19 protein-coding genes are annotated in these 25,669 nt (G+C 70.6%); 11 read left to right on the forward strand and 8 right to left on the reverse strand.

The features are described from left to right. Positions 1–11: 11 nt before the first annotated feature. Positions 12–704 carry a cache domain-containing protein gene (locus Q0Z83_RS05145; protein WP_317792623.1) on the reverse strand — a complete coding sequence of 231 codons (693 nt, stop codon included), beginning with the start codon at positions 702–704 and terminating at the stop codon, positions 12–14. A gap of 11 nt (positions 705–715) precedes the next feature. Next, a complete protein-coding gene (locus Q0Z83_RS05150; RefSeq protein ID WP_317792624.1) occupies positions 716–1,441 on the reverse strand; it encodes a FadR/GntR family transcriptional regulator in 726 nt (241 codons plus the stop codon). Positions 1,442–1,561: 120 nt separating this feature from the next. Between Q0Z83_RS05150 and Q0Z83_RS05155 the strand changes: the two genes are divergently transcribed. The 7 genes from Q0Z83_RS05155 (at position 1,562) to Q0Z83_RS05185 (ending at position 10,794) form a co-directional block, all read left to right on the forward strand. Then, the gene (locus tag Q0Z83_RS05155; RefSeq protein WP_317792626.1) at positions 1,562–2,590 is read left to right on the forward strand and encodes an ABC transporter ATP-binding protein; all 1,029 of its coding nucleotides are present in this window, start codon (positions 1,562–1,564) and stop codon (positions 2,588–2,590) included. After that, complete coding sequence (locus Q0Z83_RS05160; RefSeq protein ID WP_317792627.1) at positions 2,583–3,785, forward strand: ABC transporter substrate-binding protein; 1,203 nt, start codon at positions 2,583–2,585, stop codon at positions 3,783–3,785. The genes Q0Z83_RS05155 and Q0Z83_RS05160 overlap by 8 nt, the downstream gene beginning before the upstream one ends. Before the next feature lies 1 nt (position 3,786). Next, positions 3,787–4,632, forward strand: a complete 846-nt coding sequence (locus Q0Z83_RS05165; RefSeq protein WP_317792628.1) for an ABC transporter permease — start codon at positions 3,787–3,789, stop codon at positions 4,630–4,632. Then, on the forward strand, positions 4,629–5,444 hold the full coding sequence (locus Q0Z83_RS05170; RefSeq protein WP_317792629.1) for an ABC transporter permease: 816 nt from the start codon (positions 4,629–4,631) through the stop codon (positions 5,442–5,444). Before Q0Z83_RS05165 ends, Q0Z83_RS05170 begins: the two co-directional genes overlap by 4 nt. Positions 5,445–5,498: 54 nt before the next feature. After that, entirely contained in the window at positions 5,499–6,074 is a 576-nt protein-coding gene (locus Q0Z83_RS05175; RefSeq protein ID WP_317792630.1) for a hypothetical protein, read from the forward strand. A gap of 70 nt (positions 6,075–6,144) precedes the next feature. Continuing rightward, positions 6,145–7,518 (forward strand): alpha/beta hydrolase family protein, encoded by a 1,374-nt coding sequence (locus Q0Z83_RS05180; protein WP_317792631.1) that lies wholly within the window; start codon positions 6,145–6,147, stop codon positions 7,516–7,518. A 360-nt stretch (positions 7,519–7,878) separates the two neighbouring features. Then, positions 7,879–10,794, forward strand: coding sequence for a M36 family metallopeptidase (locus tag Q0Z83_RS05185; RefSeq protein WP_317792632.1), 2,916 nt, complete (start codon positions 7,879–7,881; stop codon positions 10,792–10,794). Positions 10,795–10,844: 50 nt separating this feature from the next. Here Q0Z83_RS05185 and Q0Z83_RS05190 read toward each other — a convergent pair whose 3' ends face one another. Both Q0Z83_RS05190 and Q0Z83_RS05195 read right to left on the reverse strand, forming a co-directional pair. Next, positions 10,845–11,279, reverse strand: coding sequence for a hypothetical protein (locus Q0Z83_RS05190; RefSeq protein ID WP_317792633.1), 435 nt, complete (start codon positions 11,277–11,279; stop codon positions 10,845–10,847). A gap of 94 nt (positions 11,280–11,373) precedes the next feature. Next, positions 11,374–14,106 carry a hypothetical protein gene (locus Q0Z83_RS05195; RefSeq protein WP_317792634.1) on the reverse strand — a complete coding sequence of 911 codons (2,733 nt, stop codon included), beginning with the start codon at positions 14,104–14,106 and terminating at the stop codon, positions 11,374–11,376. Between the two features lie 136 nt (positions 14,107–14,242). Here Q0Z83_RS05195 and Q0Z83_RS05200 point away from each other — a divergent pair, with 136 nt between their 5' ends. After that, positions 14,243–15,259 carry an SGNH/GDSL hydrolase family protein gene (locus tag Q0Z83_RS05200; RefSeq protein WP_317792635.1) on the forward strand — a complete coding sequence of 339 codons (1,017 nt, stop codon included), beginning with the start codon at positions 14,243–14,245 and terminating at the stop codon, positions 15,257–15,259. On the opposite strand, the gene Q0Z83_RS05205 is transcribed toward Q0Z83_RS05200, so the two are convergent. Beyond that, on the reverse strand, positions 15,256–15,918 hold the full coding sequence (locus Q0Z83_RS05205) for a response regulator (protein WP_317792636.1): 663 nt from the start codon (positions 15,916–15,918) through the stop codon (positions 15,256–15,258). The genes Q0Z83_RS05200 and Q0Z83_RS05205 overlap by 4 nt on opposite strands. Further along, a complete protein-coding gene (locus Q0Z83_RS05210) occupies positions 15,915–17,075 on the reverse strand; it encodes a sensor histidine kinase (protein WP_317792637.1) in 1,161 nt (386 codons plus the stop codon). The genes Q0Z83_RS05205 and Q0Z83_RS05210 overlap by 4 nt, the downstream gene beginning before the upstream one ends. 166 nt (positions 17,076–17,241) lie before the next feature. Here Q0Z83_RS05210 and Q0Z83_RS05215 point away from each other — a divergent pair, with 166 nt between their 5' ends. Further along, the gene (locus Q0Z83_RS05215) at positions 17,242–19,479 is read left to right on the forward strand and encodes an MMPL family transporter (RefSeq protein WP_317792638.1); all 2,238 of its coding nucleotides are present in this window, start codon (positions 17,242–17,244) and stop codon (positions 19,477–19,479) included. 132 nt (positions 19,480–19,611) lie between these two features. On the opposite strand, the gene Q0Z83_RS05220 is transcribed toward Q0Z83_RS05215, so the two are convergent. Further along, a complete protein-coding gene (locus tag Q0Z83_RS05220; protein WP_317792639.1) occupies positions 19,612–20,622 on the reverse strand; it encodes a helix-turn-helix domain-containing protein in 1,011 nt (336 codons plus the stop codon). A gap of 93 nt (positions 20,623–20,715) precedes the next feature. On the opposite strand from Q0Z83_RS05220, the gene Q0Z83_RS05225 reads away from it, so the two are divergent. Continuing rightward, entirely contained in the window at positions 20,716–23,400 is a 2,685-nt protein-coding gene (locus Q0Z83_RS05225) for an ATP-binding protein (RefSeq protein WP_317792640.1), read from the forward strand. A 109-nt stretch (positions 23,401–23,509) separates the two neighbouring features. Then, entirely contained in the window at positions 23,510–24,835 is a 1,326-nt protein-coding gene (locus Q0Z83_RS05230) for an IS701 family transposase (RefSeq protein WP_449701863.1), read from the forward strand. A gap of 21 nt (positions 24,836–24,856) precedes the next feature. Here Q0Z83_RS05230 and Q0Z83_RS05235 read toward each other — a convergent pair whose 3' ends face one another. Continuing rightward, positions 24,857–25,651, reverse strand: coding sequence for an alpha/beta hydrolase (locus tag Q0Z83_RS05235; RefSeq protein WP_317792641.1), 795 nt, complete (start codon positions 25,649–25,651; stop codon positions 24,857–24,859). Positions 25,652–25,669: the final 18 nt, after the last annotated feature.

A 25,669-nucleotide genomic window follows, 5' to 3' on the forward strand; every position in this document is an offset into this window, starting at 1 on the left:
TCATGTCTGGCTCAGATCCAGGTCAGGACCGTCAAAGGCAGCGTCCCGCACGGAGTCAGAGTGACCCCGGTGGGCAATGTCGATGAGGTGTGGGTGAGCAGCGCGGTCCGGATCGCCTCGTCCCGGATCAGCGAACCGGCCAGGTGGTGCGCGGTGGTGCCGGCGACCACCCGCCCGTGCGTGTTGACCAGCGCGGTCGGGCTGCCGACGGCACGCAGGGCGGGGCGCAGCGCGCGCTCGAGATCGGCGACGAACACGTCGGCCCCGGCGATCCCGGCGAACCGGCCGTCATGGGTGATCGGCACGGTGAAGGTCATCGCGTACTGCTCGGCGCAGACGTAGTCGACATACGGCCCGGTGACGTGCCGGACCCCGGTGTCGCGGGGAACCGAGAACCACTGCTGCCGGCCGACGTCGACGAAGGTGTCACTGGCCGGATCGAGATCGAGGTCGAGACGGGTGCGCTGGGCCGGGTCGGCGCCCATCCACCACTCCAGCCGCTGCGGGCGCTCGGCGGTGATCACGCCGGCGCCGCTGATCAGCCCGCCGAGCGCGGCGGTCACCGCGGGCTCCAACACCGACAGATCGGCATGGGTACGGAGAACGCGCTCGGTCTCCTGCCGGAGGCCGTCGGCGATCGCGAAAGCATGCTCGGCGAGGTCCGTGGCCAGGGATGCGGCTTCCAGAACGATCGTCTGTCCCACGAGACTCGCCTTCACTGCTCGATCAGCGTCAAGTGCAGGGTGACCAGCCGCTCCACAGCTTTCTCGATGTGGTCCTCGGTGAGCCGGCGGGCCAGGTCGCCGTCGCCCGCCGCGATGGCGGCCGTGATGGCCCGATGGTCCGTGTGCGGATCATATGCGCAGTCGTCGCCGGGGAGAACCGGCGACCAGAGGACTGTTCCCAACTCGGTAGCGAAGCGCACCTCCTCGCGGGCGAGCCGGGCCGACTGGGCGACCGCGGCGACCTCCAGGTGGTAGGCCCGCTCCATCCGGTGCAGGGGCCGCCCGGTGTCCGCGTCGACCTCCTCGATGCGCAGGATGTCGTCGGCGTCGGCGCGCTGGGCGGCCAGCCGGGCGGCGGCTCCGGCGACCGCGGCGTAGTGGTCGGCGATGTCGCGCAGGGTGGGCAGGCTCAGCTCGGCCAGCCGCGAGTGCAGGTCGTTCTTGGCGGCGGGTGCACGCACGAAACTGCCGCCGCCCCGGCCGCGGCGGGTCTCCACCAGGTTCTGCTGGCGCAGCGCGACCAGCGCCTCCCGCACGGTGACCCGGGAGACACCGAACTGCGCGGCGAGATCGGCTTCGCTGGGTAGTTGCTCGGCGTCGGTGAGTAGGCCGAAAGTGATGGCATCGGTGAGCCGCCGGATGACGGTCTCGGCACGGCTGTGCGGGTCGAGTGGTGCGAAAACCACTGCTCGCGCGCTGGCTCGGTCCGTACCCATGCCGGTGATTCTTCCGTACGGCTGTTAACGAACCGGTTACCGGGCTGTCTTGACCTTTAAAGTCTGACGCCATACCTTTTCGGCACCTGGCACTCAGGGACCTCTCAGAAAGTCGATCACGTGACTGATGCACTCACCCCGGCGATCCGGCTGACCGGGCTCCGCAAGTCGTTCGGCGCCGTCGACGCGGTAGCCGGTATCGACCTGGAGATCGCCGACGGCGAGTTCTTCTCGATGCTCGGGCCGTCCGGCTCCGGCAAGACCACGGTGCTGCGCATGATCGCCGGGTTCGAGCTGCCCACCGCCGGGAGTGTCGTCCTCTCCGGGCAGGACGTCACCCGGCTGGCCCCGTTCGAGCGCGACGTCAACACCGTCTTCCAGGACTATGCGCTGTTCCCGCACATGACCGTGCTGGAGAACGTGGAGTACGGCCTCAAGGTCCGCGGGGTCAAGCGGGCGCTTCGCAGATCGCAGGCGGAGGAGGCGCTCGCGTCGGTGCGGCTGGAGGGCTACGGCGGGCGCAAGCCGTCGGCCATGTCCGGCGGGCAGCGGCAGCGCGTCGCCCTGGCCCGGGCGCTGGTCAACCGGCCCAAGGTGCTGCTGCTCGACGAACCGCTGGGCGCGCTCGACCTGAAACTGCGCGAGCAGATGCAGGTGGAGCTCAAGCAGATCCAGCGCGAGGTCGGCATCACCTTCGTCTTCGTCACCCACGACCAGGACGAGGCCCTCACCATGAGCGACCGCGTCGCGGTCTTCGAGTCCGGGCGCATCGCTCAGGTGGGTACGCCGGAGGAGGTCTACGAACGACCGGCCAGCCCGTTCGTGGCCGGCTTCGTCGGCACGTCGAACGTCTTCGTCGGCGAGGTCGCGTCCGCTCTCTTCCAGCGGCCCGGCACCTTCTCCATCCGCCCGGAGAAGATCTCGTTCGCCGCGGACGGCGCCCCCGGAGTCGTCGCCGAGGTCGTCTACGCGGGTCCCGTCACTCGCTATGTCGTCGACCTCGACGCGGGCAGCCGCGCCGTGGTCGTCTCGCAGAACCGCCACAACGGAGCGCCGCTGGTCGCCCGTGGCGATCGCGTCCACCTGTCGTGGCACGACGAACACATCGTCGAGATCCCCCCTGTTGCAAAGGAGACCGCGCATGCGTAGCGGAAGAATAGTCATCGCAGCCCTCGCCGCCGGAGTGCTCACCCTCGCCGGGTGCGGTGGCGACGGCGGCTCGACCTCGACCGGATCGGGCCCCGGCGGCCTGACCGTCCCGAAGATCGACAAGCTGGCGTCGCTCGGCGCCGGTGAGGGCACCGTCAACGTCGTCTCCTGGGCCGGATACGTCGAGGACGGCAGCACCGACAAGGCCGTCGACTGGGTCACCGGGTTCGAGAAGGAGACCGGCTGCCAGGTCAACAACAAGATCGCCGGGACCTCCGACGAGATGGTCACGCTGATGAAGACCGGCGAGTACGACGTGGTGTCGGCCTCCGGTGACGCCTCGCTGCGGCTGATCTACGGCGGTGAGGTGGCGCCGGTCAACACCGACCTGATCGGCAACTACAAGGATGTCTTCGAGGGCCTGAAGAACCAGAAGTGGAACTCGGTCGACGGCCAGCCCTACGGCGTCCCGCACGGCCGCGGCGCCAACCTGCTGATGTACCGCACCGACAACGTCACGCCGGCCCCCACCTCGTGGAGCTCGGTGTTCGACCCGGCGTCGCCGTACAAGGGCAAGATCACCGCCTACGACTCGCCGATCTACATCGCCGACGCGGCCCTCTACCTGATGAAGACCAAGCCGGACCTCAAGATCACCAATCCGTACGCGCTGGACGACACCCAGTTCCAGGCGGCGGTCGACCTGCTCAAACAGCAGAACGAGCTGATCGGCGAGTACTGGTCCGACTACACCAAGGAGGTGCAGGCGTTCAAGGCCGGCAACTCGGTGCTCGGCACCACCTGGCAGGTCATCGCCAACCTGACCAAGGCCGACGGTGCTCCGGTCGAGGCGATCCTGCCGTCCGAGGGCGCCACCGGCTGGTCCGACACCTGGATGGTCTCGGCTAAGGCCAAGCACTCGAACTGCGCCTACCTGTGGATGAACCACATCATCAGCCCGAAGGCGAACGCCGGCGTGGCCGAGTGGTTCGGTGAGGCCCCGGCCAACAAGCTCTCCTGCGCGGAGACCGCGGACAAGAACCACTGCGCCACGTTCCACGCCGAGGACGAGGACTACTTCAAGCAGGTCTGGTACTGGACCACCCCGCTCGCCCAGTGCGTGGACGGGCGTACCGACGTGACCTGCAAGGACTACGCGGCCTGGACCCAGGCCTGGACGACGATCAAGGGATAGCGTGACCAGTCTCGGTTCGTACCTGCACCGGCACCCGCGCCTGCGCCTGGCCGGCCTGCTCTCGGCGCCCCTGCTCTGGCTGGTCGTCGCCTACCTCGGCGCGCTCGCGGTGCTGCTGGTGTCGGCGTTCTGGACCGTGAACGGCTTCACCGGAGACGTGGTCCGGGAGTTCTCACTCGCGAACTTCCGGACCATCCTCACCGAGGAGGTCTACCGGAACGTCACCCTGCGCAGCCTCGGGGTGGCCACCGCGGTCACCGTGATCTGCGCGGTCCTCGCCACGCCGATGGCCTTCTTCATGGCCAAGGTCGCTTCACCTCGCTATCGGAACTGGCTGGTCATCGCCATCCTCACACCACTGTGGGCCAGTTATCTCGTCAAGGCGTACGCGTGGCGGATCCTGCTCGCCAACGACGGGCCGATGGACTCGATCTTCGGCGGGCCCGGGTACGGGATCGGCGCGACCATCCTCGTGCTGTCGTACATGTGGCTGCCGTACATGATCCTGCCGATCTACGCGGGGCTGGAACGTCTTCCCGACTCACTCCTGGAGGCCTCGGCTGATCTGGGGGCGCGCGGTGGGCGTACCTTCCGATCGATCGTTCTGCCGGTTTTGATTCCCTCGATCTTCGCGGGGTCGATCTTCACCTTCTCGCTGTCGCTCGGCGACTACATCACCGTGCAGATCGTCGGCGGCAAGACCCAGCTCATCGGCAACCTGGTGTACGCGAACATCGGCGCCGCCAACAACCTGCCGTTCGCCGCCGCGATCGCCTGCGTCCCCGTCCTGATCATGGTGATCTACCTGATCGCGGTCCGCCGCTCCGGCGCCCTGGAGGAGCTGTGACCCTCTCCCCGTCCGCCCGCTGGGTGCTGCGCGTCGTGATGGCGCTCGGGCTCACGTTCATCTACGTGCCGCTGCTGCTCGTGCTGGTCAACTCGTTCAACGGCGACCGCACGTTCGCCTGGCCACCGCACGACCTGACCACCCGCTGGTGGGCCGCCGCCTGGGCGAACGAGGGCGCCCGCCAGGCCCTGCTCACCTCGGTCGAGGCCGGGCTCGGGGCCACCGCGATCGCGCTGGTGCTGGGCACGATGGTGGCGTTCGCGGTGCAGCGGTTCAAGTTCTTCGGCCGGGACACCGTGTCCCTGCTGATCGTGCTGCCGATCGCGCTGCCCGGCATCGTCACCGGCATCGCCCTGGACAGCGCGTGGCGCTCGGTGATGGGTGATCTCGGCATCGGCAAGGGACTGTTCTCGGTCGTCGTCGGGCACGCCACGTTCTGCGTGGTCACCGTCTACAACAACGTCCTGGCCCGGCTGCGCCGGACCGGCGTCAACTTCGAGGAGGCCTCGGCCGATCTCGGTGCCTCCGGTTTTCAGACCTTCCGGTACGTGACATTCCCGCTGATCCGGTCGGCGTTGCTCGCGGGTGGACTGCTCGCGTTCGCGCTCTCCTTCGACGAGATCATCGTGACCACGTTCACCGCCGGGCCCGGTGTCACCACCCTGCCCATCTGGATCTTCAACAACCTGTTCCGGCCCAATCAGGCGCCGATCGTCAACGTGGTGGCCGCGGTGCTGATCGTGTTGTCGGTGCTGCCGGTGTGGCTGGCCCAACGGATCGCGGGACCCTCCGCCGGAGCGAGCCGTACGTGACGTCTCAGTACTGGCACTGATGTCCCCGGTGCCGGTGACGCCGACGATCGGGACATGACCTACGCGCGGATCCAGACCACCGACAACCGTCCCTCGGGTGACTTTCCACTCGCCGAGATCATCTCCGGTCATCCCGGCTACGCCGGTCTGCTCCTCCTCTCCGGACCCGGGCAGACCGGCTTCCTGCTGACTCTCTGGAAGAGCCGGGAGGACGCCGAACTCGCCTCGTCACGTACCCGGGCGGCGGCCGGGCCACCGCCGGTCGACCTCACCTACGACGCCGTCTACGAGGTCGAGGAAGACCTGCCGGGCGAGACCGGGCCGGCCTCGGTCGCGCTCGTCGGCTGGTTCGACGGGCCGCTCAGCCCCGCCCGGATCGCTCTCGCCCGGCGCCGTGGCCGGGAGGTCGTCCACCCGGCGTTGCGGTCGGTGCCCGGGCGGGTCCGGTCCCTCGTTCTCTGGCAGCCTTCACAGCTCGGCTTCGTCATCGTGCATCTGGCCTCGTCGTCCGACGGTCTCGCCGCGATCGGCGCCACCGTCCGCTCGCTGCCGGTGCGGCCGGACGAGGATCCCGCCCTGCTCACCGGGCCGGATCGGCTTTCGCAGTATCAGGTCGTGGCTGAGGGGTAGTGCCTGCGTTACCTCGAAGTGTCCATCCTGGATGACTGTTCTGAGGGCTCGGATCGGGTTGGCTCAGGCCATGACCTTCTCCGAGCGCTCCTCCCGTCCCGCCGCCGTGGTCCTGGCCGTCACCGTGGCGGTGGCCGCCGCGGCGTCCGCCCTGCCTCTGCTCTCGGCCTCGCCCGCTGCGGCCTCGCCCGCTGCGGCCTCGCCCGCTGCAGCTTCGCCGGCTGCGGTCTCGCCGACTGCGGCCTTGGCCGCTGCGGTCTCGCCGTCCGTGGGTGCTGTCGCCAGCGTTGCGTCGCCGTTCGTGTTGCCGGCGACCTCCGGGCCGTTCGCCGTCGGGCGTGAGGTGCTGCACCTGACCGACCGGTCGCGGCCCGACCCTTGGGTGCCCGGTCGTGCTCGCGAGCTGATGGTCTCGATGTTCTATCCAGCGGCCGGGTTGTCTGGGCGGCCCGCTGTCGGGTTGTCCGGGCGTCCCGCGGTCGGTTTGTCGGGGCGTCCCGCGGTCGGTTTGTCCGGGAGTCCTGCTGTCGATTTGTCGGGGCGGCCTGCTGTCGGGTTGTCGGGGCAGTCCGCGCTCTATCTTTCGGCCGCTGAGGCGCGGCTGCTGATCGACGACCGTGGGGCCGCCGGGGTCATCGATCCGTCGGAGTTGAGCGCCACCCGCACCGCCTCGATCCTCTCCGCCCCGGCCCGTCGCGGCCGTCACCCGCTCGTGGTGCTGTCGCCCGGGTTCACGCTGCACCGGCACACGCTCACCCACCTCGCCGAGGAATTGGCCAGTCACGGCTACGTCGTGGCCACCGTCGACCACGCCTACGAGTCGGCGGGCACCGACTTCCCGGGCGGCCGCACGCTGACCTGCACCGCCTGCACGCTGGTCTCGTCCGACTACGCCCGGGTGGCCACTGGTCGAGCGCTGGACCTGTCCTTCGTCCTCGACCGGCTCACCGGGCCCCGCCCGGCCTGGCGTCACGCCCACATGATCGACCGCTCCCGGATCGGCATGGCCGGCCACTCGATCGGCGGCAACGCCACCGCCACGACGATGGCCGCCGACCCGCGCGTCCGCGCCGGCATCAACATGGATGGTGGTCTCTTCGAGCCGATTCCCGCCGGTGGGCTCGGCGGGCGACCGTTCCTGCTGCTGGGCGCGCCCTCGGCGGTGCCGTCCGCGTCCTGGCTGCGTGACTGGCCGCTGCTCGACGGCTGGAAACGCTGGCTCGACGTCACCGGCAGCGGGCACATGGATTTCACCGACATCCCGGTGATCGGCGAGCAGGCGGGCATCCCTGATCCCGGATTCCCGTTGCCGGGCAGCCGGGCCGCCCAGATCACCCGCGACTACGTCACCGCGTTCTTCGACCTCCACCTGCGAGGCATCCGGCAGCCGCTGCTCGACGGCCCGTCAGCCGATCATCCCGAGGTCGTGTTCCGCGAGTCGTAGGCCCTTCTCGGAGGTTCCCTCGCGGCCCTCTCCGCGGGCCTGGTGTGGGTGTTCTTTCGTCGCGTCGCGGACGGTCCCTTGCGGTGTCCTCTGTGGGCCTGGTGTGGGTGCTTTTCCGTCGCGTCGCGGACGGTCCCTTGCGGCGTCCTCTGTGGGCCTGGTGTGGGTGCTCTTTCGTCGCGGTGCGGATGCTCCCTCGCCGTGCCCCCGACGCGACGCCTCTGCGGTTCGGCGCCGCGAGACATCGATGAAGATCTGATTGAAACATCTCGATTATGGACGTTCGGCCCATCCCGTGATCATGCGTTCGTGCGATCGGATGCGAGAAGACCGGTAACGACCGTCCATAGAGGAGGTTCCGTGCGCACACCATCCCGTGCGATGGCGGCCACCACCACAGCATTCGTCGCAGCCGCGCTCGTCCTCGCCCCAGGGGCAGGGAGCAGCGCGGCCCCAACCACCCCGGCCCCGGCGGCCGGGACCCCGGAAGTGCACGGCGACCAGGACCATGCCGACATCATCGACAACCGCAAAGGCAAAGTAGCGCCCACCGCGACGCAGCGCACCCTCGCCGCCGAGGCGAGCGCGTCCGCCCGGTGGAACGTCTTCGGCACACCGGCCAGCCTCACCGCGGTCGACGCCGAGCCGCTGGCGTCCGGGCTCCCGGCCGACCCGGTGGCCGCCGCCCGCGCCTACGTGGACGGTAACCGTGACGTCCTCGGCATCACGCCGGCCGCGGCCGAATCGCTCGAGGTCCTCACCACTCAGCAGGTCGGCGAGGGCAGCATCGTTCTGCTCCGGCAGAAGTTCGGCGACCTCGAAGCCGGCCGTGACGGCCTGCTCTCGGTGGGCCTCCGCGACGGCAAGGTCTGGTATGTGAGCTCCTCGCTCGCCCGCGACGCCGCCGCACCGCAGCCCGCCACCCTGACCGCGGCCGACGCCGAGCGCATCGCCGCCGAGAACGCCGGCATCAGCGACCCCACCTCGCTCGGCACCAGACTGGTCGCCGTGCCCACGCCCGAGCAGGGCGCGCGGGCCGCGTACCAGGTCGCCTTCGGCGCCGCACTGAACAGCGCCGACCCCGAGGCGTACACCACCTGGGTGGACGCCCGCGACGGCAGCATCCTGGTCCGTGAGGACATCGTCGACCACGACTCCGACAACCCCAAGTGGGATGTCTTCCCCAACTCGCCGCGCACCGACTACTCGTCGCGTGACACCCGTTCGACCTTCTGCTGGGTTCGGGCACGTGGCTGTGACGAGGCCGTCGCCGGTCCCGCCTCCCCGCAGGCGTGGGACGTCGACCCGGCCACCGGCACATCCACCAACACGACCAGCGGCAACAACTCGTTCGCGGTGCACAACTGGCTGTCCAACGACCCGTTCACGGTCGGTACCGAGATGGCCACGCCCAGCCCGACCCGCGACTACACCTACCCGTGGACCAACCAGTGGTACCGGGAACAGTGCGCGCCCACCGTCTTCGACACCCCCGCGCGTAACGACATCGACGCGGCCCGGGCCAACCTGTTCGTCCAGCACAACCGGATGCACGACTGGTCGTACCTGCTGGGCTTCACCGAGGCCACCTGGAACATGGAGAAGGACGGCGGCGACCCCGAGCAGGGCAACGCCCAGGCCGGTGGCATCTCCGGCGGCCCGCCGGACTTCGCGGCCCGCAACAACGCCAACCAGATCACGCCGCCGGACGGCCAGGCGCCGATCACCAACATGTACCTGTGGCAGCCGATCGCGGCCGCCTTCTACGGCGCGTGCGCCGACGGCGACTACGACATGTCGGTGATCGGCCACGAGTACACCCACGCCATCACCAACCGCATGATCGCCGGCCCGAACGGTGGCCTCAGCTCGCCGCAGGGCATGAGTGAGAGCTGGTCGGACCTGCTCGCCGTCGAGTACCTGGCGGAGAACGGCTACGCCCCGAAGGGCAAGCGCGGTTTCACCGTCGGCGAGTACGTGACCAGTGACCCGGTCGCCGGTATCCGTAACTACAACATGACCGACAACCGGCTCAACTACAGTTCCGTCGACTACGACTTCGTCGGCCTGCAGGTGCATGCGTCGGGCGAGGTGTGGAGCGCCACCAACTACGACGTCCGGTCCGCGTTCATCAAGCGGTACGGCTACGGCTCCGACTCCTTGCAGAAGGCGTGCGCCCTCGGCAAGAAGCCGGTCACCTCGTGCCCCGGCAACCGGCGCTGGATCCAGCTGGTGTTCGACTCGTTCCTGCTGCTGGCCAACACCGCCAACAGCCAGGTCGACGCCCGGGACGCGCTGCTCGGCGCCGACCTGGTCCGGTTCGGCGGCGCCAACCAGGACATCATCTGGAACGCGTTCGCCAAGCGCGGCCTCGGTGAGGGCGCGGTCAGCGTCGGAGCGGGCGACGCCGACCCGACGCCGAGTTTCAGCTCGCCGCACGCCAAGGAGTCCACTGTCACGTTCCGCCCGGTCGACGAGTCCGGCAAGCCGGTCGTCGGTGCGAAGCTGTTCGTGGGTGACTACCAGGCGCGGGCCGTCGCGGTCGCCGACACCGACCCGGCGACCGCCCTGCCCGACACGGTCAACCTGGTGCCGGGCTCGTATGCGTTCGTCGCGCAGGCCCCCGGTCACGGGCACGCCCGAGTGTCGCCGCAGTGGTTCAAGTGGGGCAAGCCCTCGACGCTCACCGTGAAGCTGCCGCGCAACGTCGCCTCGGCGGCCGCCGGCGCGACCGCCACCGGTGACGGCGTCAACCTGGCCCGGCTGGTCGACGACGACGAGGCGACCAACTGGGCCTCGCTGGCGAGCACGGTCGCCGGCAAGGGCGTCACCGTCGACCTGGCCGGTGACGCGCAGCGGGTCCGCCGGGTGCAGGTGAGCGCCATGCTCCGCCCGCCGGTCACCGGTGACGTCGACGCCGGCACCCAGAACCGGTACACGGCGTTGCGCCAGTTCAAGGTCCTGGCCTGCACGGCCACGGCCACCGTCACCTGTTCGGCACCCGCCGACTTCAGGACGGTCTACACCAGCCGCCCGGACGCCTTCCCGGCCGTGTCACCGCGGCCCCGGGCTCCGCAGCTGCTGCTGAAGTCCTTCGACATCCCGGATGTGACGGCAACCCATCTCCGCATCGAGGCCGTCACCACCCAGTGCACCGGCGGCCCCGACTACGCCGGCGAACAGGACCAGGACCCGCGCGCCAACACCGACTGCGCCACGGCTAGCCCGCAGGCGCTGAACGTGCGCATCGCCGAGTTCCAGGCCTTCACCCGATAATGCAAAGGTGGGCGGGGCAGAATGCCCCGCCCACCGCTTCACCCGTGCCGCTAGTCGATCACGACCTTGGGGCGGTCGACGGTGGTGACGTCTCTGCTGACCAGGGCGAACCGACGGGCGAACAGGAAGGCCTCATCCAGGGTCAGCGTCGGGACCGGGCCGTCGCCGAGCGGCGGGACCTCGGTCGTCAACCCGTAGCGGAACTCCTGTCGTTCGTCGGCGGGCTGCGGAGGTTCGGCACAGATGATCTGGCCGGGCCGGGCGGAGTCCCAGGTGCCCGAAGCCAGCAGGGTCTCGGTGATGGCCAACCTGTCGGGACCCGACCGGCGCCACTCGAACACGACCAGGTCCTGCCCACCGGCCGCGCCCGCCCACAGCCCCCACCCGGTACCGTCGGGCAGCAGAACCAGCTCGGTCGTCTCCATCGACCCGTAGGCGAACGGCCCGTGATCCCAGTGGCCGACGACCTCATCCCAGTCAGTCATGGTGGCAGTATGCGGGTCCGCTCTGAATTTTCTCCCCCCGCGCGAATCCCGCATCCCACGTTCCAGACACCGAAGGCGATCGTCAGCGCCCCGATCAGTCGGCCGGTCGGTTGTCGGTCAGGGTTCGGTGCAGGCGGGCCGCCTCCGTCGTCAATCTGTTCCGGGTGGGGCGGGTGGCCACCGCGGTCAGCTCGGGGATCTCGTCGTGGGCGTGGGCCGCGGCGGCCGCGGACTCGGCCACCAGGAGCAGGTCGGGGGTGCCGATCGCCGGTTTCGGGTCGGACAGGATCGCCGGCAGGAACTCGCGGAGGGTGGCCCACACCTCGGCGGCGGCACCGGCCTGCAGGACCTGACTGAACGTTTCCGTCACCCGTTTCAGGACCAGGGCGTTCGCCCGGTGCAGGGCGGCCAGCTCCCGGCCGACCACCGCGCCGTCCAGAATTCTCCGGGCGGCCAGGTCCACGAAGGCGTCACTGGTGGCCAGACGGCCCTCGGGTCGGCCCGCGCTGGAACCGTAGGCCAGGCACAGGGCCATCGCCGGGCCGAACGGGCCGTCGCACGCGGCCAGAGCGGGAAGGGCGGTGATGTCGCCGGCCGCACCCTTTCCATCGGACGCCTTGATCAGGCGGGGCTGCATGTGCGCGGCGGCGATCTCCCGGTGGCTGGGGAACACCATCGGCCAACCCACCATCCGGTCCCAGCTGTAGTCGTGCGCCCGGTCACCGGCGAACTCGGCCGGCTGGAACAGCAGGTAGGGCGAAACGGTCAGGTTCGTTTTCAGCGAGTCGAAAGCGACGACCCGGCGGCGGGTCTGTGCGGCGCAGTTGCAGTAGTCCCCGCGCCGGTGTGGACAGGCGCGGACCGGCTCGAGGGTGATCACGGCCGGGTCGGGCAGGCCGCCGGACTCCAGGAACTCGGCGCAGATCCGGCCCGCCGGGGAGGTGAGCCGGGCGGCCGCAGCCCGGATCGATGGGTCGATCTCTCGTGGCAGACGCAGCATGGCCTGGGCCAGGTCGTAGGGGCCCGGCTCCCAAGCCTCGCCGAGCAACCGCAGCACCCGGGCCGGGTCGACGTGACCGTCGGCGGTGGCGGGTGTGGACAGCAGGGCCGGTGGTGGGGTGGTGGTCATCTGCTCGGCGAGCTCCTCCAACCGGCGGACCGTCATCCAGAACGGCGGGCCGGATCTCTGCTCCCACACCGCCGGGGACCACTTGACCGCCTCACCGGTGACGACGGCGCCCAGCATGTTGCCGAACGCGGAATGCCACTGCGGGACGACCGGTTTCAGCGCCCGCGCCACGGCCGGACGGTCCTCGGCCACGAACCGGACCAGCGCGTCGAGGATCAACTCGAAGCGGACCGGGTCGTCGGAGTCGTGCAGATAGTGCTTGGCCTCCGCGACCAGCTCCGGAATCGAAGCGATCGGGTCAGGCATCGGCGCGGCGGCCACCGGTGGCACCTCGGCGAGGCCGGGCCGCTCCCCGAAACCGGCGAGGGCCGACGAAGGCGAAGCCGAAATGTCGGCCGAGACCGAGGAGGCGGACGCGGCGACGGAGGAGGACGCGAAAGAGGAGGAGGACGCGACAGAGGAGGAGGACGCGGCGGACGAGGACGCGGGGGAGGAGGACGCGGCGGAGGTCGGCGAAGCTGCGGAGATCAGGGCGGTGGCCTGGCGGCGGACGTCGCCCTGGAGGGCGGCGGTCGCCTCGGTGAGCTGCTCCAGGCCGGACGGGCCGAAATCGGGCAGGTGCCGGCCGGCCAGTTTCAGGGCGCGCTCGGCCAGGTCGGCGGCCGGGTTGGCGAGGCCGGTCAACAGGGCCTCGAACAGCAGCGGGTCGGGTTTGCGGGTCAGCGCGGCGCCGAGCCAGTCGAGCTGCGCTCGAACCAGCTTCTTCTCCTTGCGGGGCAGGACCACCCACGCGGCCTCGGCGACCGTGTCCGGCTCCAGAAGACCGGCGTCGTCGGCCAGGCGGAGGCCGCGCAGGGCCAACTCGACGACCGTGGAGTCGGGGCCGGCGAGCATGCCGACATATTCGCCGCGACGGGCCGCGAACTCCTCGGCGGTCGGGGCGAGCAGCCGGTGCAGGACGACCATGCGGCGTAGCGGGCCGGTCCGGTCGCCGGCGTGCAGGCGCAGCACACAACCGTCGAGCAGGGCCGACCGGTCCAGGACTCCGTCGGCGGCCAGCCTGGTCAGGGCCTTCGTCCACTCCTCGTCGAGCTCCTGGCCCAGTAGCGGGATGGTGAACACGTGCGGGAGCATCGAGGTCAGGTGGGCGTCGGCGCGGAGCAGGTCGGCGAGATCCGCCCGGTAGCGGTCGGCGCCGACCCGCCGCATCCAGCCGCGCAGCGTGGCCTCGGTGGCCGGGGCCGGGAGCTCGGCCTCGGCCAGCAGGCGCTCGATCAGCGGCCACTGCGCGTCGGCCTGGGCCGGGCGCAGCTTGTCGGCCATCGCGCGGGCGATCGCGGGCAGTGCCGGCCGCCCGGGCAGCCGCAGCACCTGAACCACGGCGTCGATGGTCGCCGGTAGCGGCGGGTGCCAGAACCGGTCGGAGCGCAGCCAGCTGACGACGTCGGCGGCGCGAGGCAGACAGGCCGCGCCGACCACCCGCAGCGCACCCTCGCGCCGCTGGGAGAACTCGGTGTGCCGGGAGTAGTCGCCGTAGGCGAGGGACTGGAGCTCGGGATCGCTCCAGTGCAGCTGGATGCCTTTGGCCTGGGCGGCCAGAGCACGACGGGACGGCTCGTCGAGACCCGTGAGAGCGGTGACGACACGGTCACCCTCTCCGGCCCGGATCCACGACTCCAACTGAGGAATGCTCACCATGGCCGACAACCTAGTGGCCCCCTACGACAAGAATTCTGCGGCGGTAACTGCGGAAGGTGTGGGGCGAGGGTTGCGCCGGTCGACTCAAATAGAGGGAAAACGTATCGGGGGACACGTGACGGATAGGCGCACCTTCATGAGAGCGGGTGGACTGCTCGCCACCGGGGTGGCGGTGACCGCGGCGACGTCGGCGCCGGCCCGCGCGTCCCACCCGGCCGCCGTGTTGCCGCTGCTCACCTGGCATGCCGCGCTGGCGAACCGGCGGTACGCCCCGGCCGTGGTGGCGGTCCTGGGTTCGTCCAGCAGTGAGGGCGTGGGCGCGTCCGGACACGGCCGGGGCTACGTCTCGGTGCTGACCGAGAACCTGCGGACGGCGTTCCCGGTGGCGGGCGCCCCGGGCGGGGACAACTACGTGGCCGCGTGGGGCACGCCCCGCTGGTGGCCGGTGACCGGCGGTGGGACCAGGGTCAACACGGCCGGTTGGGGTCTGAAGGCGGTCGATCTGGGCGGCCCGGGGGAGAGCCTGACCTACACGTTCGCCGGCACGAGTGTGCGGGTGTGGCACGAGGGCTCCCCGGAGATCGTGGTGGACGGGCGGACGGTCGTGGTGCGCGGGCCGGGGCGGATCCACGGGTTCGCCACCTTCGACGGCGACGAGGAGAAGGGGATCCAGGTCTACAACGGCGGCCACGGCGGCCGTACCAGCGGCGATTTCGCCTCCCGGCCGGCGGCCTGGGCGCCTCGGCTGCGGTCGATGCAGCCGCATCTGGTGATCCTCCAGTTGGGCGTCAACGACTGGCGGATCGGGGTGAGCGCGGCGGAGATGAAACGAAACCTCGTAGCGATCATCGCGACGGTCCGGGCGAACACCGTGACCAGCCCGTCGTTCGTCATCTACGGCACGCCGCGGGTGGGCGCCGATCACCGGGTCCAGGATTACACCGGGTTCACCGAGGCCTGGCGGGAGATCGCGGCCGAGGACACCGGCGGGCCGGGCGGCGCGAGTGGAGTCGCCTACTTCGACCTCGCGGCCCGCCAGTTGTCGCCGTCGTCGGACAATCACCACGGCCTCTACTGCGAGGACCTGGTGCACATGTCGGATCGGGGCGCCGCCTTCACCGCCGACGCGCTGCTGTCCTTCATCAGACCCTAAGGGCGGACAAGACCGTTCTGGTACGCGATGACGACCAGCTGGGCTCGATCACGGGCGTTGAGCTTGACCATCGTACGGTTGACGTGGGTCTTGACCGTGAGCGGTGAAAGGAAGAGCCGCTGCGCGATGTCCTCGTTGGAGAGACCTTGCGCCACCAGCACCAGGATCTCCGTCTCCCGTTCGGTGACCAGGTCGAGCGCCGCGAGCCGGGGTGTGGCGGGCGCCCGGTTCTGTTCGAGGAACCGGCCGACCAGCCCGCGGGTGGCCTTCGGTGACAGCAGCGCCTCCCCGGCGGCGACGACCCGGATGGCGTGGGCGAGTTCGGCCGGGGCGACGTTCTTGCCGAGGAACCCACTGGCCCCGGCCTGCAACGCCAGAACCACGTTGTCGTCGTTGTCGAACGTGGTGAGCACGAGCACCCGTACCCCGGCCAGGCGTTCGTCTGCGCAGATCCGCCGGGTCGCCTCGATGCCGTCCATGTGCGGCATCCGCAGGTCCATCAGGACGACGTCGATGCGGGCGGTGTGGCACAGGTCGACCGCCTCCCGCCCGTCGGCGGCCTCCCCGGCGACCTCCAGGTCGGGTTCGGCGCCGACGATCATCTTGAAACCGGCCCGAATCAGCGCCTGATCGTCGGCGAGCAACACCCTGATCGTCACGTCAGACTCCCCTGTAGACACGGCAGAACGGCTCGGACCCGGAAACCGCCACCGGGGATCGGCCCGGCGGTGACCTCGCCCTGCGCGGCGGCCGCCCGCTCCCGCATGCCGAGCAGCCCGAACCCGGACCCGGCCCGGCCCGGACGCGGCCACACCATCCGGTTGGTCACCTGGATCTCCAGCTCCCCGGCACGATAGGTGAGGTCGAGAAGCGCGCTGCCGTCGCCGTAGCGATGGGCGTTGGTCAACGCCTCCTGCACGATCCGGTAGGCGGCCAGATCGACCATCGCCGGCAGCGGCCGCGGATCGCCGTGCTCCTGACGACGGACCCGGAAACCCATCGTGTGCAGCCCGTCGAGCAGGTCACCGAGCCGGTCCAGGCCGGGCGCGGGCTCGGTCGGGTCGGTCTCGTCCGGGTCGCGCAGCACGCTGATCACCGATTTGATCTCGTCGAGGACGGTGTCGGCGGCACCGCGGATGTGTTCCAGAACCGGCCACACCTCGTCCGGCCGGTCGCGCAGCGCGTGCCCGGCGGCGCCCGCGTGCACGCTGATCACCGCGATGTGGTGCGCCACGACGTCGTGCAGCTCCCGCGCGATGCGCAGACGTTCATCCATCACCCGCCGTCGTGCTTCCTCTTCGCGGGTCTGTTCCGCTTGGCGGGCCCTCTCGGTGACCTCGGAGATGTACGCCCGTCGCATGCGCGCCGAATCTCCGGCGCCGGCCCCGCCGAAGATCCACGCGAACAACCCGAACTGGTCCGGCCCCCACCAGTTCGCGAAGTCCATCACCGACCCGGTGACCACGATCACGCCCCACACGAGTACCGCGTGCCGCCACGGCCGGCGGCGAGGACTGTAGGCGGCGGCCGTGAACGTCAGCACCCCGAGCGTGATGAACAGCCCGGCCGCCACCGTGTCGGTGATCATGGTGAGCACCGCGACGGCGGTGGCCGCGGCCAGGATCCGCTCCGGCGCACGACGCCGCACCAGCACCGCGACCGCGGCGAACACCGCCAGGCCGACGGTCACCACGGTGATCACCGGCTGCTGGAGTTTCAGGACCAGCACCACCTGCGCGGCGGCGAGCAGCACGTCACCGATCCAGGCCCGGTGCCGGTGCTGTTCCAGCCACGGCGGCAGCCACACCTCTTGCATGGTCACGACGGTAGGCCGCCGGACGGCCGGTCTCGTCCTGTTCCCGCGGTATCCGGACCGGACCGGGATACCGCGTACGCAGTACGCGGATGTCCGCGCGGGCAGGACGACTCGGCCGCCGTTTCCCGGGACCGTTGGGTGGTCCCGACGACGTGGAGGAGTCAACGTGGCGACCCTGTTGTACCGGCTGGGCCGGTTCTCGTTCCGGCGGCGCCGGCTCACCCTGGCGGCCTGGGTGCTGCTGCTGGCCCTGTTCGGTCTCGGCGCGTCGACGCTGTCGAAGCCGACGACCGGCGCCTTCGCCATCCCCGGCACCGAGTCGTCGCAGGCCATGGAGGTGCTGGAGGAGAAGTTCGGCGCCGGTGACTCGGACGCGGCCACCGCCAAGGTGGTGTTCACCGCCGCCGGGAAGATGACCCCGAAGAGCCTGGCCGGTGCGGTCGCCGCACTGAAGCAGGCCCCGCAGGTCGCGTCGGTCGCCGATCCGGTGTTCTCGGCCGACCAGCGCACCGCCTACGCGACCGTCACCTACACGGTCGCGCCGGCCGACGTCACCACCGCCGCACGCGACGCGCTGCTCGCGGTCCGTGCCGGTGACGGGGTGGGTGTGGAGTTCTCCGGCGAGGTCACCCGCAACGCCGAGGAGAGCCACGCCGCCGAGGCGATCGGCATCGGGGTGGCCGCGCTGGTCCTGATGATCACTTTCGGGTCGCTCGTGGCCGCCGGGTTGCCGCTGCTCACCGCCCTGATCGGGGTCGGCCTCGGGATGCTCGGCATCCAGATCGCCACCGGCTTCTTCGACCTGTCGTCGTCGACCGCCGCCCTGGCCACCATGCTCGGCCTGGCCGTCGGCATCGACTACGCGCTGTTCGTGATCTCCCGCTACCGGCACGAGATCACCCGCAACGACGATCCGGAGGAGGCCGCCGGGCGTGCCGTCGGCACCGCCGGATCGGCTGTCGTGTTCGCCGGCCTCACCGTGATCATCGCGTTGGCCGCGCTGTCGGTCACCGGCATCCCGTTCCTGACCGCGATGGGCCTGGCCGCCGCCGCGACCGTCGCGGTCGCCGTCCTGGTCACGCTGAGCCTGGTCCCGGCGGTGATCGGATTCGCCGGCCGCCGGATCCTGCCCCGCCGATCCCGCGAAGCCGACTCCGGCTCGTCTCTTTCGGGCCGGGAGGTCGGGGCCGGCTCCGGCTCGTCTCTTTCGGGCCGGGAGGTCGGGGCCGGCTCCGGCTCGTCGCTTTCGGGCCGCGAGGTCGGGGCCGGCTCTGGTCGGCAGGTTCGGTCTCGTCGGGCGGGGCGGGCGGCCGGCATCCCGTTCGGTGAGCGCTGGGCTCGGGGCGTGCTCAAGCACCGGGTGTCGGCCGTGGTGGTGCCGCTCGGGCTGATCGCCGCGATCGCGCTGCCCGCCCTGGACCTGCGCCTGGCCCTGCCCGACGACAGCACCGCCGCCGTCGACACCACCCAGCGCAAGGCCTACGACCAGCTGGCCGCCGGATTCGGGGCCGGCTCCAACGGGCCGCTGATCATCGTGGTCGACGCCGGAGCCGCGGCCGCCGCACAGAAGGCGATCATCGGGCTGCACGACGTCGTGATGGTCACCCCGCCGGTCACCGACCCGTCCGGTGCGACCGCGATGCTCACCGTCATCCCGGCCAGCGCGCCCACCAGTGAGGCCACCCAGCAGCTCGTGCACGACATCCGGGACCTGGGTATCGCCTCCCTGGCGGTCACCGGCGCCACTGCGGTGAACATCGACGTGTCCGACAAACTCACCGGCGCTCTGGTCCCGTACCTCGCCATCGTCGTCGGTCTTGCGTTCCTGCTGTTGATGTTGGTGTTCCGCAGCGTGCTGGTGCCGATCAAGGCGACGCTGGGTTTCCTGCTGAGTGTGGCGGCGTCGTTCGGCGCGCTGGTCGCGGTGTTCCAGAACGGTCATCTGGCCGGGCTTCTCGGGGTCGAGACGACCGGGCCGATCGTGAGCGTGATGCCGATCTTCCTGATCGGGATCCTGTTCGGTCTGGCCATGGACTACGAGGTCTTCCTGGTCACCCGCACCCGGGAGGAGTTCGTGCACGGCGCCGCACCCGACGACGCGATCGTCACCGGCATGCGGCACGGCGCCCGGGTCGTCACCGCCGCCGCGCTGATCATGATGAGCGTCTTCGCCGGTTTCATCCTGGCCGACGACACGATCATCAAGAGCCTCGGCTTCGCACTGGCCTTCGGTGTCGCGATCGACGCCTTCCTGGTACGGATGACGATCGTGCCCGCCGTACTCAGCCTGCTCGGACGTTCCGCCTGGTGGCTGCCCCGCTGGCTGGACCGCCTGCTGCCGAACGTGGACGTCGAGGGCGAGTCCCTGTCCCACCGGCGAGAGCTGGTCGCCGTCGGCAGATGAGCCGTCGGCAGATGAGCCGCGGGCAGATGAGCCGCGGGCAGATGAGCCGCGGGCAGATGAGCCGCCGGCAGATGAGTCGCGGGCGGATGAGTCGTCGGGGGATGAGCCGGCGGCGGCCGGGCCGCCGGTGAATCACCCGCCGATGGACGGGCCGCCGGTGAGCGACCGAGCGTAGAGATACGCCAATTCGGTGACGAAACCCAGTTCGACCAGGGTCTCCATGCCGGGCGAGGCGAGCAGGTGGACCGCGCGGCGTGCGTCGGGTGACAACCCGGCGTACGCCGACGCGTACCGCCGCCACACCGACAGATCGCCGACGCTGAGAAGCGCGAGCCGCCGATCACTTTCGGCCAGCCGCCCGGCCAGCTCGGCCATCGACCAGGCCGGCCGGAGCGCCAGCCGGTTCCCGGCCGCCCGCAACGCCAGCGGCAGGTGCCCGCAGTGCCCGGCCACCGCCCGCACATGCCCGGACTCCGGATGCCCGGTGATCGCGGTGAGCAGCCGCACCGACTCCTCGACGGTGAACGGCAGCAGCCGGATCGCGGTTCCGAACCCCGGCAGCGGCCGCCGGCTGGTCACCACGACGGCCCGCCCGGCCTCGGTCGGCAAGCCTGCCGGGTCCGCCACGTCGTCGAGGATCAGCAGGTCACAGGGTGCGCCGACGCGGGCGATCCGGTCGGCGATCTCGTCCGCGGCGGCCGGGTCCGGGGTGCTGCCCCGACAGTCCACGAAACACGCGCGGCCGGCGATCCGGGTCGCCGCGTGTACCGCGAGCGCGGTCTTGCCGACGCCCGGCGGCCCGTGCACCACGGTGATCGACCCCGGTCGGCAGGCGTCGGCGAGTAGCGCCAGCTCGTCCCGACGACCGGTGAAGTCGGGCAGGTCGCGGGGCAGGGCACAGATCCCGGACGGCACGTCACGGGTCGGCCGCGCGGCGTCGGCCAGCGCCGACCGCCCGGCCGGATCAAGACCGAGGGCATCGGCCAGGGCATCGAGGGTACGGCGTTGCGGCGCCGAGAATCCACGCTCCATATCACTGATCGCCCGTACGCTGACCCCCGACTTCACGGCCAGTTCGTGCTGGGTCATCCGGGCCCGGCGGCGGTGGTCACGGAGCAGGGTGGCGAACAGCGGGGCGGTCATGCCGTTCAGCCTCGACGACGGTCACCGTGACCGGCTTGAGTCGAACGACTGCGCGTGGCGAATGCGGTAACAGTCGAATGGCAGGATGCACGGGTGCATGCGGGGGCGGAACTGTTCGGGCGCGACGGCGAGGTGGCGCTGCTCGGCCGGTTACTGGACCAGACCGCCGCCGAACGGGGCAGCGCCCTGGTCATCCGGGGCGAGCCGGGGATCGGGAAGACGGCACTACTGAACTGGCTGGCCCGTACCGCCGAGAAACGTGGCATGCGGGTCCTGACCGCAGCCGGTGTGGAGAGCGAATCCCGCCTGCCCTACGCGGCGCTGCACCAGCTGCTGTATCCGCTCTCGGCGGCGATCGGCGGCCTGCCGCCGGTGCACCGGGCCGCGCTGCGGGCCGCGTTCGGTCTCGAGGAGGGCCACCCCGACCTGTACGCGGTGGCGCTGGCCGCCCTCGACGTGCTCGTCGACGCCGCTGCCGAACAGCCGATCGTGCTGGTCACCGACGACCTGCACTGGCTCGACAAGGCGAGCGCCGACGTGATGGCGTTCGTCGGCCGGCGGGTCGGCAACGACGCCATCCTGGCCGTCGGCGGCACCCGGACCGTCGCGCTCGACGACCCGCAGCGGCGTGCCGACCTGCCCGACCTGGAGCTGGGCCGGCTCGCCGCCGCCGACGCGGCCGCGCTGCTCGACACGCACGCGCCGCAGCTGTCGCCGTCGGTGCGGGAACGGTTTCTGGCCGAGGCGGCCGGCAACCCGCTCGCGCTGGTCGAGCTGCCACGCAGCGCCCCGCCGATCGCCACGGCCGGTCCGCTTCCGCTCAACAGCCGGCTGGAGGCGGCGTTCGCGGCACGGGCCGGCAATCTGGGCGTACGCGAGGGTGCCCTGCTGTTGACCCTGGCCGCGGACGCGGCTCTGGACGTTCGGCGGCTGCTCGTCACCGCGTCGGAGGTGGCGGGGGAGCCGGTGACTTTGGGTGACGCCCAGCGGGCCATCGACGCCGCCCTGATCGAGGTGTCCGGGCCGTCGGTGCGGTTCCGGCATCCGCTCATGCGGTCGGCCGTCTATCAGCGTGCGCCGCTGACGGCCCGGCTCGACGTGCACCGGCGGCTGGCCGGTCAGCTCGCCGACTTCCCCGACCGGCGGCTCTGGCACCTCGCCTCAGCCGCCCTCGGACCCGACCCTGACCTGGCCGCCGAGCTGGAACGCTATGCCGAGCAGGCCCGGCTGCGGGGCGCCACCATGTCGGCCGTCGCCGCCCTGCACCGGGCCGGCGAACTGACCGACCAGCCGGCCGCCGCGACCGCGCTGGTGCTGCGCGCGGCCGAGCTCGCCAGTGAGGTGGGCGCCCGCCACGAGGTCGAGCGTCTACTCACCGAGAGTGACCTGTCGGCGCTCGGGCCGATCGAGGAGGCCCGCCTCGCGAACGTCCTCGAGGTGGTCCGCTTCGGGCAGTACCGGGACCCGGCGGCCCGAGTCCGCGAGCTGATCGACCGGGCCGTCGCCGCGCGTGACGCCGGCAGCCGACAGGCCTACCTCCAGCTGCTGTGGCGGGCCGCGTCCCGCTGCTTCTTCCAGGCCACCGGCCCGGAGACGGCCGACGCGCGGGCCCGGATCGCGGAGCTCGCCGCTGCGGAGGGCGACGATCCACTCGCCCTGGCACTGATCGCCTACACCGTTCCGGAGGAGCGCGGCGCCGAGATCCTGGACCGGCTGCACCGTCTCGCGGCCACCGGCGGCGGACCGGACACGCTGCGGTTCCTGGGCAGTGCGGCGCTGGTGCTCGGCGACTTCGAACGCAGTTCGGCATGGCTCGACGCGGCCGTCGCCGACGCTCGCGGCCAGGGCCGGATGGCCGTCATCGTGCGTCTGCTGACCAGCGCCAATTGGGGCCGGTTGTGGCTCGGCGACTGGGCTCAGGCGATCGCCGAACTCACCGAGTCGGGGGTGCTCGCGCGGGACACCGGCGAGGCGTTCTACGCGGTCGCCGCCCGCACCAGCACTGGCGCGATCACCGCGATGCGCGGCGACCTCGACACCGCCGAACGGCTCCTCGACGAGGTCGCCACCAGCCCGCTCGCCGCGGGCATGAGCTACATCCATTCGGCGCGGGTCCAGGCACGCGGTCTGGTCCATCTCTTCCGCGGGGAGAATCAGCAGGCGTACGCCGTACTGGCGCGCGCTTTCGACCCGGCCTCGCCGACCTACCACCGGTACATGCGGTGGTGGCTGGTTCCGGAGCTGCTCGACGCCGCTCTGGCCGCACAACGGATCGCTGAGGTCCGTACCCTCGTCGCGGGTCTGTCGGATCTCTTCCGCGCGCCGATCGTGGCGGTCGCCGCCGAGTATGCCGCCGTCGTCCTGGACGACGCGCCTCTGGGACCGGCCGTCTCTCGGTGGCCGCTCTACCGTGCGCGGTTGCAGTTGCATCGTGGCCGGGTCGAACGCCGCCGCCACCGCACCGCCGAAGCCCGTGACCTGCTCCGATCGGCCCGCGACACGTTCGACTCGCTGGGTGCCGTGCCGTGGGCCGAGATGGCCCGGGCCGAGCTGCGGGCCACCGGCGAGAGCAGCAGCCGGCGTGTGTCGTCGGTCCGTGATCAGCTGTCGCCGCAGGAACTGCAGATCGCCGCCCTCGCCGCCGAGGGCCTGACCAATCGGCAGATCGCCGAACGACTGTTCCTGTCGCACCGCACGGTCGGCTCCCACCTGTACCGCATCTACCCGAAACTCGGGGTGACCCGGCGAGCCCAGCTCGCCGGGGCCCTCCAGACCTAGGTGGCTAGTACGGCAGCCGCCGTTCGTGAGTTGACCTCAGGTCCCGCGGGAACGAGGACGGCCACCGCATGATCGTCTGTGCGTTGTGGACACAACATCAGACCTTGCGGTGGCCGAGAGCCACAGCGTAGAGCCTGCCCGATGGCGACGAACCATCGACCTGGTTATCGACTCGTTCGCCAGCCGGTTCCGCCGGGTCGAGCCCCGCCGGGCGGCAGCCGGATTCGTCACCGGACTGCTCGCCGACCTGGAGATCAAGACGTGCTGGCAGGTGGCTGAGCAGGCCGGACATGCCCGGCCTGATGCGATGCAACGGCTGCTTTACCGGGCCAAGTGGAACGCTGATGCAGTGCGTGACGACGTTCGCAAGGTCGTCACCGACCGGTTCGGTGACCCCGACGGTGTCCTCGTGGTCGACGAGACCGGCGATCTGAAGAAGGGCGTGCACTCGGTCGGCGTCCAGCGTCAATACACCGGGACCGCGGGGCGGATCGAGAATGCCCAGGTCGGCGTGTTCCTGGCCTACGCGAGCAGACACGGTCACGCCCTGATCGACCGGCGGGTCTACCTGCCGAAATCCTGGACCGACGACCGCAGCCGGTGTGAGCAGGCCGGCGTCCCAGACGACGTCGTGTTCGCCACCCGATCCGAGCTGGCCGACGACATGATCACCGCCGCCGTGAACGCACTGGTCCCGGCCCGGTGGGTCGCCGCGGACGAGGCCTATGGCAACAACACCCGACTCCGCAGTGAACTGCGCAAACTCCGCCTCGGCTACGTCCTGGCGGTCTCCTGCGACCACCTCGTGCCGATCGATGCAGGTAAGACCCGCTGCCGAGCCGACCGGCTGGCCGCCGACCTGCCCGCCACTGCCTGGACCCGGCGCAGCGCCGGTGACGGATCGAAAGGGCCACGGTTCTACGACTGGGCCTGGCTGGCCGACGTCGGTGCCGACGGCGATCCCGACGACGACGGCCGGCACAGCCTGCTGATCCGCCGCAACAACACCACCGGTGAGCTGACCTTCTACCGCTGCTGGGCATCCCGACCGGCCACCCTCGCCCAACTCGTCCGGGTCGCCGGAGTCCGTTGGATTGTGGAAGAAAGCTTTCAGGCCGGGAAAGGCCAGGTCGGGCTTGACCAGCACCAAGTCCGACGCTGGACGTCCTGGCACCGGTTCACAACCCTCGCCCTGGCCGCCCTCGCCGTCCTCGCGATCTGCGCCGCCGACGCCCGATCAGCAGACCGGCACGGCCAACCCGACATGATCGATCTGACCGTCAACGAGATCCGCCGGCTGATCAACGTCCTACTGATCCGCCCGACTCGCACCATCGCCGATCGTTTGCGCTGGTCATGCTGGCGACGCCGCCACCAAGCACGAGCCAGAAAAGCCCACTACGCCCGCCGCCTCACCCTTGAATTCCAACCATGATCACGAATGGCGGCTGCCGTACTAGGCGGCGTGCCTGAGTGCCCATTCCAGGGCGTAGTCGGCCACCGCCTCCCAGCCCGGCTCGCCGCAGGTCCAGTGTGAGCGCTCCGGGAACTCGTGGAACTCGGTGACCGTACCCGCGGCCTTGTAGTGATCGGCGTTGGACCTGTTCACCGCGGGCGGCATGATGTGGTCCTTACCGCCGGCGATGAACAGCAGCGGCGCCCGGTCCGCGTTGTGGAAGTCCACCCAGGTCTCCTGCTTGCCGGGCTTGAAGTTGGCGATCAGCCCGTAACTCCACACCCAGCTGCCCGGGGCCGGGATCGCGTACCGCTCGTAGGTCTGTTTCGCGGCGTCCTCCGGCAGCGTGTTCGTGAACGCGTAGTGGAACTGCTCAGCGGTGAACCCGGCCGCCTGGTGCCGTTTCGCCGGGTTGTTCAGAATCGGGAACAGCGACTTCAACTGCGACGGCGGCGTCACCCGGATGCCCTCCGGCGGCGCCGAGTCGATCACCACACCGGCCGCGCCGTGACCGCGGTCCATCAGCAGCTGGGTCAGCGTGCCACCGAACGAGTGCCCGATCAGGATCGGCTTCTCCGGCAGCGCGGTGATCACCTTCTCCAAGTGGGCGACCGTCTCCGGGACGGTCAGCTCGGCGATCACCCGCGGATCGGCCCGCAGCGCCTCGACCTCCACCTCGAAACCGGGGTAGGCGGGCGCGATCACCGTGTGGCCCTTGGCCCGGTAGTAGGGGATCCACTGTTCCCAGCTGCGGGGGGTGACCCAGAGTCCGTGAATGAGGACGATCGTGCTCATGTTCGTGTGCTCCCTTGT

This window comes from Actinoplanes sichuanensis, assembly GCF_033097365.1.
Classification (GTDB): domain Bacteria; phylum Actinomycetota; class Actinomycetes; order Mycobacteriales; family Micromonosporaceae; genus Actinoplanes; species Actinoplanes sichuanensis.